Source organism: Acinetobacter sp. SWBY1 (assembly GCF_002946595.1).
GTDB lineage: Bacteria > Pseudomonadota > Gammaproteobacteria > Pseudomonadales > Moraxellaceae > Acinetobacter > Acinetobacter towneri.
On sequence record NZ_CP026616.1, the window covers coordinates 1,926,433 to 1,944,398 of the forward strand.

Sequence of the window (17,966 nt, forward strand, 5' to 3'; positions counted from 1 at the left end):
TACTGTTTCCTTAAGCTAGGGAATCCGATAAAAATTGCAGTAACATCGGAATTTTGTCTGCAAAATCATCCATGGCATGATTGCCGTGCGCTTCAGTCATGATCATGGCCGAAGGTGAGGCAGCACTATAATAACGCTGCGCTTCACGATAATCCAAAACTTCATCGCCTTGTTGCAATAACACCAATATTTTGTCTGCATCTTGCGCAACTGGCAACGCAATGTCTGCTAAGTCATCCAATTGCGCTGCAGTTAAGCTCCAGTTCGGATGTACCACATAGGGCAGCACATCGCCAAACAAGTCCTGAAACAATTGCCATGGTCGCATAGCAGGGTTAATCACAACAGCAGGCACATGATGCTGTGCGACCAGTTGTGTCGCATAAAAGCCGCCTAGACTGCTGCCCACCAATGCCACATTGGGCAAACGTCGAATCAATGCCGATACGTTTGCCAAAACCGCTAAAGGTGGAGCATTTAAATCGGGCAAATGCATCTGAATATCAGGGCGATGCTGCTGCACATAGGCATACAATAGCTGCCCTTTCATGGACAAAGGACTGCTCTGAAAACCATGTAAATAAATTAAATTCATGCGTGACATTTCTAAGTAACACCATTCAATTTTTGGCTGATACAGCACTTATTTTGCGTTTTTAATTTAATTTTCATGGAAAAATGCAATTGTTAGACAAAAAGATGCGAACATCTTGGCATTCATCGGTATTTTACAAGGAGTTCAAGATGAACACGATAAAATAAAAGTATCGGGTTTGGTGACAATTCATCTAAAAATTTACAGTCCTGTAAATTCATGAAATGCCAACAGACCCTTGAGTTTATACCGCGAACCCAAGTAAAAATAAAGCGTTCGGTATATGGGAACACAAGGGGCAACACAGTATGCCAAGTTTAACACCGCTGCATGAAACCTATTGTAGATGGGACCGTACACCTCCAAGTCAGGCCGATATCTTAGAAGGCTTGGCACAGTTGGTCAGCACGCGCCTGAATGCCGTGATGAGCGAAGTGATTCAAACCATTCAGCGTGAAGTTTTGCTCAGCGTATTTGGCATGAGCGAACAACGCTCTCAAAAGTTTCAAAAAACTGCGACTTTTCAAAAGTTGTATAAGTTTACATTCCACAGCTTACAACAATACGGCTATCACTTTATTGCGCCTGGTTTACGTAAAATTATTGCACAATTTCCCAACTTACATGACAAGGCACTTACACCAAGCCTGCATTTTTTAGTCGGCGCACTGAATGGCATACTGGGAGATTATCTACTCGAACAGCAAAATCCGCTCGCCTTACCCATGGTGCTCTATGACCATTATGGCGAAGTTCAACAGGGCGATTTGTCTGGGCGTGTGGTAATTTTTGTGCACGGTTTATGCCGTAATCACCTCGATTGGACTACACATCAATTTGGTGGCTTTGGTGAAAAATTACTGGCTCAACGTGACCATAACACCATGCTATATCTAAATTACAATACAGGGCGTCGCATTTCTGCCAATGGCCGCAGTCTTGCCAATACCTTAGATGATTTAATTCAGCGTCATCCTCAAATTACCAGTATTGATTTAATTGGGCACAGCATGGGTGGCTTGGTGTCGCGCAGTGCGCTGTTTTACGGTAAGCAAAATTTGCAGCACTGGATTCACTTGGTCGAAAATCTGGTCTGCTTGGGTTCACCACATCATGGGGCTGTTTTGGAGCGTTTTGGTTTCCATTTACAGGAAAAATTAGGTCGCTTTCCTATTGTGAAAATTGTCGGGCATTTGGTCAACATTCGCAGCAACGGCATTTTAGATTTGCGCTATGGCAGTGTGCGAGATGATGACTGGGAACATAATCAGGCACGAATTGGACAGGTCGATGACAACCGCAAACCTGCACCTTTGCCGACCCATATTAATGCTTATTTCGTGGCAGGCAGCATTGAGTTTGAGAAAAAGCAGAACCTGACCCGCAAAGTCATTGGCGATTATTTAGTCAGTATAAAAAGTGCTTTGGGGGAACATCCTAACCCACGTTTTCAATTAAAACTGCCTGAATCGCACAAAGCTGTGTTCTATGGTCTGAACCACTTTCAGTTACAATATCATCCAAGTGTGGCAGAGCAATTGGTGAAATGGTTTTATCCTGCGCATGAAGAAGTACCAGAGCAGCAAATTCATGAATTTATTGGCGATTGGTCAAGTTTAGAAGGCATTGCCCTGACTTAAAATTTAAGACTCACCAACTAAAAATATAAAAAAAGCGCCATCTCAGTTTTGTAGATGGCGCTTTTTTAAATCCAATACCAGATAGACTGAACTTATTTTTTCTTGATTTTGCCAAATGAAGCAGGCGCAACAAAAGGATAGTTACGCAGTAATTGCCATAAACTGACCAAGGCCAACACACTAAAAAACAGCAATGACCATACTGGTAAAGACTGCCCCAAGAACGTCCAATCAATTACCGCACATTCGCCTGAACCCGACAGCACTTGCTGCAACACAGACTTCATTGGCAAAGCCTCAACCAAGTAATCCAGTCCCGGACCACAGCTTGGAACTTGATCGGGTGGCAGGTTTTGCAACCATACATGCCGTGCTGCCACACCCACTGACCATAAAATGCCAATACTGCCCAACAAGGCATATATGCGTTTGACCACATTGGAGCGTGGGTTATGCACAAAGGCAATCAACGACATTACACCCAAGGCAATTAAACCAACACGCTGAAACACACACAATGGACACGGTGCCAAACCTTGCACATGCTCCAAATACAATGCAAATGCCATCCCCACGACACTGGCTAAAAATAAAAAACCACTTAGCAGACGATAACTAATTTGCATGCTCGAGCCTCGGAATGATTAGCGATATTTTGCTAAATAGTCTGTAAAACTCAGACTATGTTCTTGTTCAAGTTGTTGTTGTTGCTGAATTGATTGTAGCGCAGCAGCATCAAAATAAGCCTGTGTTTCTGGGCTGAGTTGATGCTGTTCATATACATGCGCATGTTGCTGCGCCATATAGCTACCAAAGCCCCACGTTCCGCCATGACGAATGGTATCTGTAATCATGTGCGCAGACAGCGTTTCATCTACCTCATGTAAACGCACCATCATGTGTGTTAAGGCGTTCGAGTACAATTGGGTGTCATAACTTTGGTCAAGTAAAGCAGCCAAAGGTTGCATGGCAGTGACATAGTGCTGCCCCCACGCTTCAATTGGAGTTTTGACTTCACCTTCCTGAATTTGTGCATTTGGCGCACGACCACGATTAACCACTTCGGCCTGATTTTGCTCAATAATCGTTTGTTCTGCATCAAACAAGGCTGGGCTATCGCTCAGTAAACAATACAGCGCCAAGACTTCCAAAAAGCCTGCGGTATGTTCATCTATCCCAATTGGGCTATACGGATTAACATCTACCGCGCGTAATTCGACATAACCAATACCACGATTGGCAAGTGCTTGAGCTGGGGTTTCACCCTCTTGTGGCACTTGTTTTGGGCGCACTAAACTATAGTACTCATTTTCAATTTGCAGCACATGGTCATTAATTTGAATTGGCTCACCCGTGGCATCATCTAAACCTAAGCGGCTAAATGGCAAGTACGGGGTTTTTACGGCTTTTTGCAAACCATCCAAATAACCCGTTAAATCATTGTAATGAATACCAAGTTTTTTCTGCGCCGAGTTTTGATAGCCAAAGTTACCCATACGCAATGCAGTCGCATACGGTAAATACAACGTGCCTCTTAACAACGGCAGCAAATGATGTTCACGCCCCGTCATAAAACACTGACAAACCGATGGACTTGCACCGACTAAAAACATCACCAATGGTGTTAAACGAATAAAGTTACGAATTAAACCTAAATAACGATGACTACGATAATCTTGCAAACTCAGTGCTTTGAGCTGCTCATCACTTTCATGTTGTTGCAAGGCGGCAAATAAATGTTCAGGGAAGGATAAATTATAATGCACCCCTGAAATAGTCTGCATACGGCGACCATAGCGCACACCTAAACCACGGCGATACAAAGTTTTAAAGCGCCCAATATTGGAGCTGCCATATTGCGCCAGTGGAATACCGTCATCGGTTTCATCAAGCATACATGGCATCGACAGCGGCCAAAGTTTTTCACCTTCGCCTAAGTGCTGATGCACCACGCTATGAATATCTCGCAAATAATCAAGCGCGTGTTGAATGCTGCTTTGCGGTGGAGTAATGAACTCCATCAACGCTTCGGAATAGTCCGTAGTAATATGCGGATGTATGAGTGCCGAACCCAAGGCTTGAGGATGTGCTTGCTGCGACAAGAAGCCATCGCTTTGCATACGCAGACTTTCGCGTTCAATCCCGCGCAACATCCCTTGAAGCAACGCAGCGTCTACCCATGTTGGTAGAACATCTTGCGCATTTGGTTCGGGTTGACTCATTACACTCTCGCTTAATCCAATACACTACAAATACGACATAAACCACAGGCTGATTTTGGGTCGGTGGCAATTTTCTCTATCATGCAGATGATCTGAGATGAAATTGCTACCGTTCAAGTATAACTTGATTTGGCATCAGCACATGCGCTTGGGCTGTTTTTTCTAACAAAATGATGATTTTGGGGCATGCTGACATTTTATAAAGTGGTCAACGTCAATAAATTTTAATTTGGCAATTTTTTATCACAAAGTTGCACTATAAGACATGCTAAATTTGTGATTTTATAATCAAAAGAACAGAGGTAAATAATAAAGCGTATGAATTATCAAGATTTTTTAGATTTTTGGTTTTCTCCTGCTGCAGAACCGAACTGGTTTGTCAAAAGCGCAGAATTTGATGCCCTGCTCGCAGAAAAATTTACCGATGTACTGCAACAAGCGGCACAAGGAGAATTATGGACATGGCGCGAAACACCTGCAGGTCGTTTGGCTGAAATCATTGTTTTAGATCAATTATCACGTAATTTATACCGTAATGACTCGCGTGCCTTTGCCCAAGATGGAATGGCCTTGGTGTTGGCACAAGAAATGATTCACTTAAAATTGGATCAGGACTTAAACCCAACCGAACGTCGTTTTCTATATATGCCGTTTATGCACAGTGAATCCAAACATATTCACGAAGTCGCATTAACGTTGTTTGAAAGTTTGAATGACCCCACCGTGTTGGGCTATGAACTGAAACATAAAGTGATTATTGACCGTTTTGGACGTTATCCACATCGGAATCAGGTGTTGGGACGTCCTTCGAGTGCAGAAGAACTTGAGTTTTTAACCCAACCCAATAGCAGTTTCTAACTGGCGAGCTTGTCTTGGCTGGTTGATGTGTACAGGAGCTTTCACATGAAATATTCCCTACTCGGTCTTGCCCTTGCCAGCAGTTTGCTGTTTACAGGCTGTGCCACGACATCCTCTAAACCGCTCAGCTTTGAGCAGTTGGGGCAATACAGCACCACACCACTGAATGCGCAAACCTATCGGATTAGTTTTTTAGCGGGTCATAACATGAGTTTTGGCACTGCAGAAGAAATTACTTTGGTGAAAGCAGCACAAACCACGCTGCAACACGGTTTTCGCTTTTTTAAAGTTTTAGATGATCCGAGTAACCGTAGCCAGAAACCACCTAGACAAGCCGTGGTTTACCCTGCACCAAGTTACTATCCGTATAGCTATTCGCCGTATGGATATTATCATCGTCGCGCACCATTCTGGCCTGACCCATTCTATGATATGCCGCAAGTGGTGACCCTCGATCCGACTCAAGTGTCTTACACCATTCAGTGTTTTAAAGATCAAAAATCTGCACCTGAAGATGCCTTTGATGCGAGCCTAATTTTACAATCACTGGGGGCAAAATATGGTTTAAGTCCCACAGGACAACCATTACCCCCACCAACCTCTGCCCCTGCCGCGCCCTAATGAGATAAGGATGCCTGCATGAATACAGCGTCTGACCACACTTTTGCGAGCAGCTCGCAGCATAGCTCTCCGAGCCTGCAACGCAGTAAACGCTTTGCCACCATTGCTTTAGTGATTGCCGTGCTGGCATGGCTGGCATTAATGCTGACCGCAAAATTACTGCCTGAATATACGTGGTTGATTCACATTCTAATGCTGTCTGCCGAAGCAGGCGTGGTGGGTGGGCTAGCAGACTGGTATGCGATTACGGTGCTGTTTCGCAATCCTTTTGGCAAAATGCCAATTCCTAAATTCTTACGTGATCACACCGAAATTATTCCACGCAACAAAGACCGTATTGCCGAGTCGATGGGGCGCTTTGTGCAGGAAAACTTTTTATCGCCCCAAGTGGTACAAAAAAGCCTGCATAGCACTGACTTATCCTTAGCCGTGGGTAAATGGTTGGCGAATCCGCAAAATAATGCGCAAGTGACCCAAGTCATTCAGCAAACTGTACCGAAAATTTTTGAATTTGTCGGGCAAGAACAAATTGGGCGCTTTATTCAAAGCAACAGTGTGCAATGGGTTCGCAATACTCAGGTCAACCACTTGGCCAGTGAAATGCTGCGTGCGGTTTTGGAAAATGACTTCCATCAGGATGTGCTGCAACACGGTTTAGACCTTGCCCATGACTGGATGCTGAAACATCCTGAAAAAAGCCGTGAATTGACCCGTCAATTATTTAAAGAACTTGGCGTGTGGAAACTGGCCAAAGGTGCGAGCTGGATTGGAATTGATGTGCAGCAACGCACTATAGATTCTTTACTGCAACGGGTCGAATCCATGCTGGCAGACCCTGAACATCCTTGGCGACAAAAAATTGAAGAGGCTGGGCAGCAACTCATGTTACAACTGGCAGATAACAACAGCAGTGCCAGTCTGCGCCTAAATGACACTAAAAATGCCCTGTTAGACAGCCCACAAGTCTTGAGTTTTATCAGTGGTGCCGTGGTCATTCTCTGCAATGCGATTAAGGAAGATTTACAAAAACCTGATTCAGGAATTGCGCAAAACCTGCGTGTTGCAATTCAGCAAGTCGGTGAAAATATTATTGCCAATACCGCAGTACGTCAGTTACTGAATGAAAAAATGAGTACGATTGCGGTGAATTTGTCTGATCAATATAGTGAAAAAGTGATTCGTTTTATTAGTGAGCGTATTCATGAATGGGACTCACGCGAAATGATTGGCAAAATTGAAAACGAAGTGGGTGGTGATTTACACATGATTCGAGTCAATGGTGTGGTCGTAGGTGCATTTATTGGTCTAGGATTGGGGGTTATTCGGGCATTGGTGGAGTTGATTTGAGGCGAGTCTTTTATTTCACCCCATTACTTTGGCTTGAGCAAACGATCTGGTTGCTGAGTTAATGGCAGCTAAACTTTGTTATTTTCTATTTTTCGGGTTGTAAATTTAGGCAAAATTTATTATCTTAAAAATAAGGTCGCCTACCATACTTACGCATGAGTAGAAAAGGGATTTAAACTATAAATTTATAGTCATCAAATTATGTCTGAAATTTAATTTTCTTAAGTATCAACTCGTTTGGTTCTTAGCATTTAAACATGCGTTGCTAAAAGTCTTAAGACACCAAAAAATTCTTTGAATAAGAGTTTAGAGTTGAAGATAGAGAAAATTATGTCTATTCAAGAATTCGCATTTCAATTATCTAAAAAAGTTCAAGAACAACATGCTGTTAAGATTGGTCGTTCACATATTTATGAATTAATAGCATTAGATCAAGGCTATAAAACTTACAACGCATTTATTGCTCAAAACCTTTTACTCGGATCTGAATACGATGATTCTGAAGATTATTATCAACATGAATTAATTGATGCTCTAACTTTAGAAATATTGAACAATCCCCCTAAAACAGATTATTCAAATTATAACGAAGATGAACTGCATTGGGACGATTATGAAGGCCGTTCATTACTCGAGCATATTACAGAAATTATCATAAAACTTAAGAATCTCTTGAAAATCGATATTTCAGAAGAACTTTATTTATCAATTTCTAAAACTATCTATCGAGAACTTTTATGGCTAAATTTAGAAGCCATTAACTTTAGAAGCTTAAGAGAAGGGTTAAGCTATATCAATTTTGAAAATGGGCCTGTAACTGATCTAGAATTTGAAGACGAGTATATTGAGTTTTCACAAATAGAAGAACATTTCGAAAAAATACTTTCTTATGCAAAAGAACGAAACAATGTAGATGCTCATGCTTTAATCGGATCTTATTACCGATATTTAGCTAATCAGATTGCACCTTATGGTCGTTCTGGCTCAAATTTTGGAAGCCAATGGGACAACAATAAACAAAAATATATCCATTCTGACGAAACTAAGAAAAATAAGGTGGTGTTTCAACTATGTTCCCAGATAGTTGGTCTGCTGATAGGCTTAAGGTTGAGGTAGATGCTGCCTATAAGAATCGTCAGCCTGTTCCTAATAAACCTAATATGTGGCAAGGAAAAACACCAAGTGGGGTTGAAGTTACTGGTTATTTACAACCTAAAACTACTGTTTATCCAAAACCGCCGATGCAATAGAAGATTGGAGCGATATATGAAGATAAAGTTTTATTGGTATTTTGATGGTGTAGAACAACATAAATTAATGCCTGCAGTTGAAATTAAATGTGTAGATGAAAAGACCATTAATTGTTTGCATGGTGTATTAACTGATGATGCAGGAATAAATTCAATCGCATGGCTAGAAAAAGGGGTTGAAATATTTAAGGAAGGTGGAAATAGTTGTAATTCTACAATATGGGATCGTGATGCTTGGGGGAGTGAATATGTTGATGGTAGAGTTAAGCTATATTCACTCTATGACGATGAATACTATGTTTATTTATCTTTAGATTGTTTTATGGAAATTTTAAATGCATGGGTTGATTTTAATAAATCATCCCCAGATTTGGAAAATTATATTTATTTGGAAATATAATTTTTAATAAAATTTGAGTGGGTAAATAAGCCTGTGCTATCTAAAACCGAGTTAACTTTAGCTCGGTTTTTTCTACGAATATTCGACCAAACTAATTGAAAATTGACTATAGTAACCCGAATCGCGGATAAGAACTTGACTTGAAAAATAAAGGAACTAGAGCCTTTTTATGAGGTTCATTCTTCTTGTAATTCTATTGTTGAATAAAGCCCTAAGTGGCAGACTTGCAACAGGAATTAGTGGTAGGGAACGAATAGGAATAGGTGGTAGGTTTATGCAGGAATATGCACTCAGTATGAAGAATATATAAAACAAGCTGAATATTTTGAATCTTATAATCAAAACTCACCACTAAATCTAGATGAAATTAATTGGGATGCCGATACAGAAACAGTCTATAAACAAGTTCTATACTTGTGTAATCGTGGTGATATTGATGCAATTGAATATTTTCTTTACGAAAAAATGTTCAAAACTGATGAAGAAGCATGGCTATACATCTATATAGCACAACATTGTGATGTTGATTTTACTCAAGATGACTTCAGAGCTTACAATGCCTACACTGGAGAAGATTATGACGACTATGGGCCTATAGCAATTTCAGGTCGTGAAGCAATTCAGTATGCTATAAATTTGCCTGAGTTAAATAAAGAAAAAGACGATTTAGCTCGAAAGCTTGCCCAAGAGTTATTTGAAGAAATTTAATTTAGTATCTCAATTTATAATATCTAGGCAGAGTAAAACTTGAAGTGCGACATAAACCACCTAATTAATTTAAAGGGTTTATGGAGTATATAAAATTGTCATACCATCATCTTAACTTTGAAGATCGTACTGCATTAATGCTTGAGTCAAGAAAAGAAGGCTTTTCACCCAGAAAATTTGCTGAACTTATTAAAAGACATCCTAGTACGATCTATCGTGAACTTAAAAGAAATAGCATCAATGACGTTTATCAAGCTCGATATGCTTCTGATAACACCTTCGCTAGACGTAGACGTGGTCACAGAAAACTCAAAATCGACTCAATCCTTTGGAGATTTATTGTTGAAGCGATCCGTTGTTTATGGTCTCCTCAGCAAATATCGAAGCGTTTAAAGACATTTCCTGATTTGGATCAAACAATGAATGTAAGCCATACAACGATTTACTCAACTATACGAGCATTACCAAAGGGTGAGTTGAAAAAAGACTTATTATCCTGTCTGCGTCATGAAAATAAAAAGCGAAAAGCTAACGGTGAACCTAAAAAAGATTCTATATTACAGGATATTAAAACTATTCATGAGCGCCCAGCCGAAGTTCAAGAAAGAAAAATACCGGGTCATTGGGAGGCCGATTTAATTAAAGGTAAAGACAATAAAAGTTCGATAGCAACACTTATTGAACGAAATACACGGCTCTGTATCTTGGCAACATTACCTGATGCAAAGGCAGAATCAGTGCGCAAGGCTTTAACTGAAGCTCTGAAATATTTACCTGCAGAACTGCGTAAAACGTTGACCTATGACCGTGGACGTGAGATGTCAGAACATAAAATACTCGAAGAAGATTTAGGCATAGATGTATATTTCTGTGACCCACATTCACCCTGGCAAAAAGGCACATGCGAAAATATGAATGGTTTAATTAGGCAATATTTACCTAAAGGGATTGATTTAAATCAGGCAGATCAGCATTATTTAAATCAAGTTGCCATGTCACTGAACACTCGTCCTAGAAAAGCGTTAGATTGGCTTACACCATTAGAGAAGTTTGCTCAGCTTGTTGATTATCATAAGGCTTTTGAAACTGTCGCACCTCATGTTTGAATTCGCCCTAAAATGGGAGTTATTGCACTCCCATTTTTAGTTCTTGCAGATAATATCTCTGGGTATTTAACAAACTGGTCTATGAATCTTTAAATCCCTAAAATACCTATCCCCCATTTGCATTCACTCCTGAAAACGCTACGATGTAAAACAAGCTGCTGCCACAACCAGAACCCCACTATGCTCGATATTCACGCGAAACTGCCTGCTCAAGGTCTGAGTATTTTTAGTACCATGTCTAACTTGGCACAACAACTGAATGCCTTAAATTTATCGCAGGGTTTTCCCGACTTTCCCCCACCTGCAGCATTACTGGATGCTTTAAGCCAAGCCACACACGCAGGCTTCAATCAATATCCTTCGGGCGATGGTTACTTGCCACTACGCGAACAACTGGCACAGCAATTTTTACAGCGTGATCAGCTAATGCTTGACCCGATCAGTGAAATTACCATCACCCCAGGGGCAACACTGGCTATTTTTAGCATCATGCAAACCGTGCTGCAGGCAGGCGATGAAGTCATTATTTTTGATCCAAGTTATGACAGTTATGCACCCTGTGTAAAATTGTTGGGTGCAAAAGCCGTTCATATTCCGCTGCAGGCTCCACATTTTCAGGTGGACTGGAATATGGTCAAAGATGCGATTCATGCCAAAACCCGCATGATCATCATCAACACACCACATAACCCCACAGGCACAGTATGGTCAGCGCAAGATTGGCAGCATTTAATTGATGTTATTCAGGAACATAATATTGTGGTGCTGTCCGATGAAGTCTATGAACATTTGGTCTTTGATGCGCATCAACACCGCTCTGCACTGTCTTTTCCTGAGCTTAGGGAACGCAGTTTTGTCGTGGGTTCCTTTGGTAAAACTTTTCATGTCACAGGCTGGAAAACAGGCTACTGTGCGGCTGCACCTGCCTTAATGCAGCTCTTTCGCCAAGCCTATCAATTTATTAATTTCTGCGGAGTTAGCGCTGTGCAAGTGGCTTTGGCAAATTATATGCAGCAGCACCCTGAACATATTGCAGAACTGGCAAAGTTTTATCAGGACAAACGTGATTTGTTTAATCAAGGCATTGCCAATTCACGCTTTCAATTCAGCCCTGCACAAGGCACTTATTTTCAAAATTTAGATTACAGCAATATCCGTCCCGGCTTAAATGCTGTCGATATGTGCCATTTTCTAGCCGAGCAGCACGGCATTGTCGGTATTCCTGTGTCTGCATTTTATCAAACCCCACCCGATGATTTACGTTTAATCCGTTTCTGCTTTGCTAAAAAAACCGAAACCCTGTTGCGTGCAGGTGAAATTTTATCGGCAATTTAAGCGATGAAGCTCCACTGAAATGTCACTGAGTTACTGAAAAGCTAAGGCTTTTTATGACCAAATCATGCTAGGGTGAAATTTCAAACAACCGCATATTGAAGCGCAGGATTTGGCATGGCAAGACCTCAGGCACTGGTCGATCACCCTCAGCTTTGGAAAACCTTTTTGGTGTTTCTATTGCCACTGATTGCCACCAATATTTTGCAAAATCTTTCGGGCACCATTAACACGATTTTTGTCGGGCAAATGCTCGGTGTGGAAGCCATTGCTGCGGTGTCGGTATTTTTTCCCATTATTTTTTGCCTGATGGCCTTTGTGATTGGGCTTTCGGCAGGATCGACCGTGTTGGTCGGGCAAGCGTGGGGCGCACAAAATGTCGAAAAAGTGCGTTGTATTGTCGGTTCGACTTTATTTATGACCCTAATTGGCGGCAGTTTCATTGCCTGTTTGGGGGTGATTTTTGCCGAACAAATTTTAATATTATTAGGCACAGACCCTAAAGTGATGCATCTATCCCTGCCGTATGTGCAATGGATGTTGGCAGGCAGCCCACTGCTGTTTGTTTATATTATTTATACCTCTATTTTACGTGGAGTGGGCGATAGCCTTACGCCACTCATTGCCCTGAGTTTGACTAGTTTAATGGGATTGGTGATTACCCCCATCCTGATTGCAGGTTATTTTGGCTTTCCTCGCTTGGGCATTATTGCCCCTGCAATTGCCACCATTCTGGGCTATCTGGCTGTTTTAATTTTTTTGGTGATTTACCTGAATAAAAAGAATCATCCCTTAAAAATGGATGTGCATCTACTACGTCAAATTCGGCATCAACCCAATTTAAGCAAGGTGATTTTACGCTTAGGGATTCCCACAGGCTTACAAATGGTCACTACCTCTATGGCAGGTTTGGTGATTGTCGGTTTGGTCAATCGGCATGGTGCTGCGGCCACTGCCGCCTATGGTGCTGTCAATCAGGTGTTGAACTATATTCAATTTCCTGCGCTATCGATTGCCATAGCTGCTTCAATTTTTGCAGCACAAGCCATTGGTGCAGGCAAAGCCGAATTACTGGCTAAAGTTACCCGCACAGCCTTGGGCATGAATCTGCTAATTACAGGTATTTTAGTCACCTTGGGTTATTTATTTTCTAAATATCTGATGGCGCTGTTTATTACCGATCCTGCAGTGGTGGTACTGGGTCAGCAACTCTTATTTATTGTGTTATGGGCCATTTTATTTTTTGGTGCCAGTGCAATTTTTGCCTCTATTATGCGCGCCAGTGGCACAGTCAATGTGCCAATGATCATCAATATTTTAGCGATTGTTTTAATTGAAGTACCGTGTGCTTATTTCTTCAGTCAGTGGTGGGGTTTGCAAGGAATTTGGTATGCCTATGCCTTGGCATTTGTGAGTCTGTGCATCGGTCAAGGTGCGTATTATCAATTTGTCTGGAAGAAAAAAACCATTCAGGTTTTGGTCTGAATGGTCTGTTATATTTGTAAGTTAGATTAACCGCGTTTCTTGCCCAACTTAGTCGCCCATGCGGTAACTTTCTGATAACCCGTTGGAACAATACGCTGGATTAAATCCAAAGTTTTGGCATCATTACCAATCAATAAACGGCGCTTGTCTTTTTGTACCGCTTCTAAAATTTGGCGCGCCGCTTCTTCAGGCGGGCAACGCAATAATTTATTAAAAGCACGTGCCGATTTTTCAGGATTCATGCCCAAAGTGCGCATGCTGTCGTTCATTTTAGCATTGTTGGCAATATTGGTACGAATCCCGCCTGGATGCACGCTCAACGCACTCACACCACAATTTTCCAAATCCAATTCCTGACGCAAAGACTCGGTAAAACCGCGCACCGCAAATTTGGTTGCGTTATAAGCCGACTGCGTTGGCTGTGCAGTTAAACCAAATAAACTGGAAATGTTAATGATATGACCATCTCCCGTTTGTTTGATTAAAGGCAAAAATTCTTTGGTGCCATAGACCACACCCCAGAAATTAATACCAACAATCCACTCCAACTCTTCGTAACTTGCACCTTCTACGGTAGAACCCAACGCCACGCCTGCATTATTAAAAATCATATTGACCGAGCCGTGGTCTCGCACAGTTTCAGCTGCCCATTCGCGCATTTGTTCTAATTTAGAAACATCCACCTTTTTAATGGTCACGCGCACATTACTGTCTTTGAGCAAATCTACCGTCTGTGTCAAACCTTGTTCATTCACATCACTGAGCGATAAATGACAGCCTTGCTTCGCCAATAGAACAGCCAATTGCTGCCCAATACCCGAGCCTGCGCCTGTAATTGCGGCAACTTTATTTTTAAAATTTTTCATGTGATTTCCTTGAGTATGTGGCGTGCACAGTTCAGACCTGCTTGTTGTTTTGTAGGGCTGTGCGATGCGCTGTGGTTTAAATATAATTTTGACAATAAGTATTGTCAATATAAGCCAGTACGAATATCGCAAATGAATCTGAAAACATAGGTTTAACAGATAATTATTGCTAGTATAAAGCCTAATTACGGTTCTTATTTGGCTTAACTGAACATGACAGAACAACTGCCCGTGACTGCAGAAACAGAAAAAACCACCCAGAAACAACAAAAAGAACGTCAGTTTAAAGGCTTGTCTTTAACTGAGCGCAAACAGGCGCGTCGTGAAAAACTGATTGAGGCAGGTATTCAAGCCTATGGCACGCATGGTTTTTTTGCCGTGACCGTAAAAGATATTTGTACCGAAGCCAAACTAACCGAGCGCTATTTCTACGAATCCTTTAAAAAAAGCGAAGAACTGTTTCAGACCATTTTTTTAAAATTGATTGATGAATTACAGCAAAATGTCATGCAAGCCATTATGCAAGCCTCGGCTGATCCTAAAAAAATGATTGATGCAGGACTGACTGCTTTACTGACCACGCTAAAAAATAACCCGCAAATGGCACGTATTATTTATATTGATGCCATGCTGGTGCAAGAACTACATAACCAAGCCACCATTCACGAAACTATGTCGCGTTTTGACCGCATGATTCAGGCCTTTGTCATGCTGATGATGCCGCATTTAGACCGCCCCAACCGAGAAATTTCACTGGTAGCGACAGGCTTAAATGGTTATGTCACCCAAATTGCGATTCGCTGGGTGATGAGCGATTTCAAACAATCCATGGAAGATGTCTTGTCTTCTTGCCGTATTGTATTTTTATCGTTATTACAGACCTTTTCGGAAAAAGAGCAAGCTTTTGTGAAAGATTCTTCGACATTGTCATAAAATCGAAAAATATTCATAATATTTTTCAAATTCAGAGGGGTCTGCTGACATTTCATAAATGGCTTGCGCTGTAGACTAAAACTGAGCAGATCAGGCAGGGAATAGTGGGTCTATTGCCAAGTTTCATAACGCAATCTGAGAAAGTTTTAGCTACAGTCCTTCGGAACGAGCATGTTTTTTTTTGCCGCTATTGCATTATGAGTCAGTCACTTAGAATAACTAAATTTCCTGCCTCATGCCTTATATCAGCTAAAAAATCTTGCGAGATATATCTCTCACGTCGCAAACATAGACGAAGTGTCAGCAGACCCTATTTACTTTGACTGAATCTGTTCAGTTTTTTCATCAAATCGACACTACTTTGTCACAAATTATTGCAAAAATAGCCCATTCAACCCTTTCTGCAATGATACTGTCATAATTAATCTTTGTAATAAGCCTGTCATAAATAAAACGGCCCACCGTTAACATCTATAGGATATTGCGTTGTGAAAGATGACTACATTTTAATCGTCGATGACGAACTTCCAATTCGGGAGATGATCCATACCTCTTTAGATATGGCAGGCTTTCAGTGCTTACAAGCAGAAGATGCAAAACAAGCTCATCAGATGATTGTCGATCAACGTCCAGCGCTTATCTTGCTTGATTGGATGATGCCAGGCGGTGTCAGCGGTGTAGACTTGTGCCGTCGCCTAAAACGCGATGACAACCTTGCCGAAATTCCTGTGATTATGCTCACTGCACGTGGCGAAGAAGATCACAAAGTTCAAGGTTTAGATGCTGGCGCGGACGACTACATGACTAAGCCGTTCTCGACCCGTGAACTGGTGTCACGTATTAAAGCGGTCTTACGTCGTGCCAATGCCTTAAGCGGTGAAAAAACTATTGATGCCAACGGTTTAATTTTGGACCCAGTCAGCCAGCGTGTCAGTTTTGGTGACAATATTTTAGAAATGGGCCCAACCGAATATCGTCTATTGGCGTTCTTTATGACGCACCCAGAGCGCGCTTACACCCGAGCGCAATTGCTTGACCAAGTCTGGGGCGGCAATGTATATATTGAAGACCGAACTATTGATGTGCATATTCGTCGTTTACGTAAAGTTTTAGAACCGTATGGCGTAGACCGTTTTGTACAAACGGTACGTGGTACAGGCTATCGCTTCTCGACACGTGCGGATGTTGCTTTAGGCTAAAATTATTTTATGTACGAACCTTACCCAGTCCCTGAACTCGCCCGTGACCTCAAACAAGTTCGTTACAGCAGTTTATGGACTTTTGCCAAACAAGATTTTCGTTTATTGGCCTTTTTCCTAATTATTGCAAGCTTGATTGGTTTTGGGATTGGGTATTTTTGGATTTGTATTAGCCTCGCCTTTTTGCTGTTTTTTCTTCAGCAAATGCGCTCCCTCTATTTAGTTAATGATTGGATTTCCAATCGTCCTTATGATGTGCCGCCAAATCTGCATGGTATTTGGGGTGCATTACTGTTCAATGTTTATCGTTCACAACGTCAGGAACGTATCGTTCAGGCCGAAATGGTCGGGTTGATTGATCGCGCCCAGTCTTCATTGGTGGCGTTGGATGAAGCCGTGATGCTGATTGATGAAAATCATCAAATTGAATGGTGGAACCCTGCTGCTGAAAAGCTATTGGGTATTCAGCCTTTAGACCGTGGACGCAACATCCTCACTATTTTGCGCCAACCTAGTTTTATTGAATATTTTAATCATATTGATCAAGCACCTGACGGTTTAAAAATGAAATCTAGCGTGCATGAAGGGCAATATGTGCAAGTCAAAATGACCCAATTTGGTGGCGATAGCCGTTTGTTATTTGCCTACGACATGACCCGTATGCATAACCTTGAGCAAATGCGTAAAGACTTTGTCGATAACATTTCGCACGAATTGCGCACCCCACTAACTGTGCTGAGTGGTTATATCGAAACCTTTACCGATCAGGATGATATTAACCCGCGTTGGAAACGTGCTTTTGAGCAAATGCAGTCACAAACCCGACGCATGAACGCTTTGGTAAATGACCTGCTGCTGCTGTCACGTCTGGAAAATGAAAAAACCATCGCCAAAAATCAAATCATTGAAATGCCAAGTTTAATGAATCAATTATTTGACGATGCACATGCCTATAACGTCGATTATGGACATACACTCAACTTAAATATTGACAGTCATTATGATCTGATTGGTTCAGATGTAGAATTGGCCAGCGCCTTTAGCAACCTAATCACCAATGCAATTAAATACACCCCAAAAGGCGGGACGATTACCATTGGCTGGCATGATAATGGCAATCAAGGCTATTTTACTGTAGAAGATACTGGCATCGGGATTGATCCGAAACACTTACCACGCTTAACTGAACGCTTTTATCGTGTAGACAGCGCGCGTAGCCGACAAACAGGCGGCACAGGTTTAGGTTTAGCAATTGTGAAGCACGTTTTGATGCAGCATAATGCACACTTAGAAGTCGAATCTAAAGAAAATCAAGGCTCTATATTCAAAGCTGTGTTCCCGAAAGAGCGTTTGTATTACGAGATTTAATAGGAAAACTCTCCCCTCTTATAATAGAAGGGAGAG

The 17,966-nt window shown here is 41.6% G+C and carries 16 protein-coding genes and 2 pseudogenes; 14 read left to right on the forward strand and 4 right to left on the reverse strand.

The window, feature by feature from the left end:
• Window positions 1-10 precede the first annotated feature (10 nt).
• A complete protein-coding gene (locus C3Y93_RS09345; RefSeq protein ID WP_026438348.1) occupies window positions 11-595 on the reverse strand; it encodes a YqiA/YcfP family alpha/beta fold hydrolase in 585 nt (194 codons plus the stop codon).
• A gap of 308 nt (window positions 596-903) precedes the next feature.
• On the opposite strand from C3Y93_RS09345, the gene C3Y93_RS09350 reads away from it, so the two are divergent.
• Entirely contained in the window at window positions 904-2,235 is a 1,332-nt protein-coding gene (locus tag C3Y93_RS09350; protein ID WP_104852735.1) for an alpha/beta fold hydrolase, read from the forward strand.
• A gap of 92 nt (window positions 2,236-2,327) precedes the next feature.
• Here the strand turns inward: C3Y93_RS09350 and C3Y93_RS09355 are convergent, their stop codons facing one another.
• Both C3Y93_RS09355 and gshA read right to left on the reverse strand, forming a co-directional pair.
• The gene (locus C3Y93_RS09355; RefSeq protein WP_104852736.1) at window positions 2,328-2,861 is read right to left on the reverse strand and encodes a disulfide bond formation protein B; all 534 of its coding nucleotides are present in this window, start codon (window positions 2,859-2,861) and stop codon (window positions 2,328-2,330) included.
• 18 nt (window positions 2,862-2,879) lie between these two features.
• The gene (gshA, locus tag C3Y93_RS09360) at window positions 2,880-4,457 is read right to left on the reverse strand and encodes a glutamate--cysteine ligase (RefSeq protein WP_104852737.1); all 1,578 of its coding nucleotides are present in this window, start codon (window positions 4,455-4,457) and stop codon (window positions 2,880-2,882) included.
• Window positions 4,458-4,775: 318 nt separating this feature from the next.
• Between gshA and C3Y93_RS09365 the strand changes: the two genes are divergently transcribed.
• The 10 genes and pseudogenes from C3Y93_RS09365 (at window position 4,776) to C3Y93_RS09410 (ending at window position 13,564) form a co-directional block, all read left to right on the forward strand.
• Window positions 4,776-5,315, forward strand: coding sequence for a DUF924 family protein (locus tag C3Y93_RS09365; protein ID WP_104852738.1), 540 nt, complete (start codon window positions 4,776-4,778; stop codon window positions 5,313-5,315).
• Between the two features lie 45 nt (window positions 5,316-5,360).
• Complete coding sequence (locus tag C3Y93_RS09370) at window positions 5,361-5,936, forward strand: CC0125/CC1285 family lipoprotein (RefSeq protein WP_104852739.1); 576 nt, start codon at window positions 5,361-5,363, stop codon at window positions 5,934-5,936.
• Window positions 5,937-5,954: 18 nt separating this feature from the next.
• Entirely contained in the window at window positions 5,955-7,283 is a 1,329-nt protein-coding gene (locus C3Y93_RS09375; RefSeq protein ID WP_104852740.1) for a DUF445 domain-containing protein, read from the forward strand.
• 330 nt (window positions 7,284-7,613) lie between these two features.
• Window positions 7,614-8,351: pseudogene (locus C3Y93_RS09380) on the forward strand (hypothetical protein); the annotation flags it as partial.
• Window positions 8,352-8,353: 2 nt separating this feature from the next.
• A complete protein-coding gene (locus C3Y93_RS09385; protein ID WP_104853267.1) occupies window positions 8,354-8,533 on the forward strand; it encodes an EndoU domain-containing protein in 180 nt (59 codons plus the stop codon).
• A 16-nt stretch (window positions 8,534-8,549) separates the two neighbouring features.
• Entirely contained in the window at window positions 8,550-8,933 is a 384-nt protein-coding gene (locus C3Y93_RS09390; RefSeq protein WP_104853268.1) for a hypothetical protein, read from the forward strand.
• A 291-nt stretch (window positions 8,934-9,224) separates the two neighbouring features.
• Window positions 9,225-9,641, forward strand: a pseudogene (locus C3Y93_RS09395) (hypothetical protein); the annotation flags it as partial.
• A 137-nt stretch (window positions 9,642-9,778) separates the two neighbouring features.
• Complete coding sequence (locus tag C3Y93_RS09400) at window positions 9,779-10,747, forward strand: IS30 family transposase (protein ID WP_228761473.1); 969 nt, start codon at window positions 9,779-9,781, stop codon at window positions 10,745-10,747.
• A 180-nt stretch (window positions 10,748-10,927) separates the two neighbouring features.
• Complete coding sequence (locus C3Y93_RS09405; protein WP_026438346.1) at window positions 10,928-12,082, forward strand: methionine aminotransferase; 1,155 nt, start codon at window positions 10,928-10,930, stop codon at window positions 12,080-12,082.
• Between the two features lie 114 nt (window positions 12,083-12,196).
• On the forward strand, window positions 12,197-13,564 hold the full coding sequence (locus C3Y93_RS09410; RefSeq protein ID WP_104852741.1) for an MATE family efflux transporter: 1,368 nt from the start codon (window positions 12,197-12,199) through the stop codon (window positions 13,562-13,564).
• 26 nt (window positions 13,565-13,590) lie between these two features.
• On the opposite strand, the gene C3Y93_RS09415 is transcribed toward C3Y93_RS09410, so the two are convergent.
• Window positions 13,591-14,430 carry an SDR family NAD(P)-dependent oxidoreductase gene (locus C3Y93_RS09415; RefSeq protein ID WP_104852742.1) on the reverse strand — a complete coding sequence of 280 codons (840 nt, stop codon included), beginning with the start codon at window positions 14,428-14,430 and terminating at the stop codon, window positions 13,591-13,593.
• A 213-nt stretch (window positions 14,431-14,643) separates the two neighbouring features.
• Between C3Y93_RS09415 and C3Y93_RS09420 the strand changes: the two genes are divergently transcribed.
• The 3 genes from C3Y93_RS09420 to phoR all read left to right on the forward strand — a co-directional run bounded on the left by C3Y93_RS09420 (window position 14,644) and on the right by phoR (window position 17,930).
• On the forward strand, window positions 14,644-15,363 hold the full coding sequence (locus C3Y93_RS09420; RefSeq protein WP_004974164.1) for a TetR/AcrR family transcriptional regulator: 720 nt from the start codon (window positions 14,644-14,646) through the stop codon (window positions 15,361-15,363).
• A 488-nt stretch (window positions 15,364-15,851) separates the two neighbouring features.
• The gene (phoB, locus tag C3Y93_RS09425) at window positions 15,852-16,562 is read left to right on the forward strand and encodes a phosphate regulon transcriptional regulator PhoB (RefSeq protein ID WP_004974162.1); all 711 of its coding nucleotides are present in this window, start codon (window positions 15,852-15,854) and stop codon (window positions 16,560-16,562) included.
• Window positions 16,563-16,571: 9 nt separating this feature from the next.
• On the forward strand, window positions 16,572-17,930 hold the full coding sequence (phoR, locus tag C3Y93_RS09430; protein WP_104852743.1) for a phosphate regulon sensor histidine kinase PhoR: 1,359 nt from the start codon (window positions 16,572-16,574) through the stop codon (window positions 17,928-17,930).
• Window positions 17,931-17,966 lie beyond the last annotated feature (36 nt).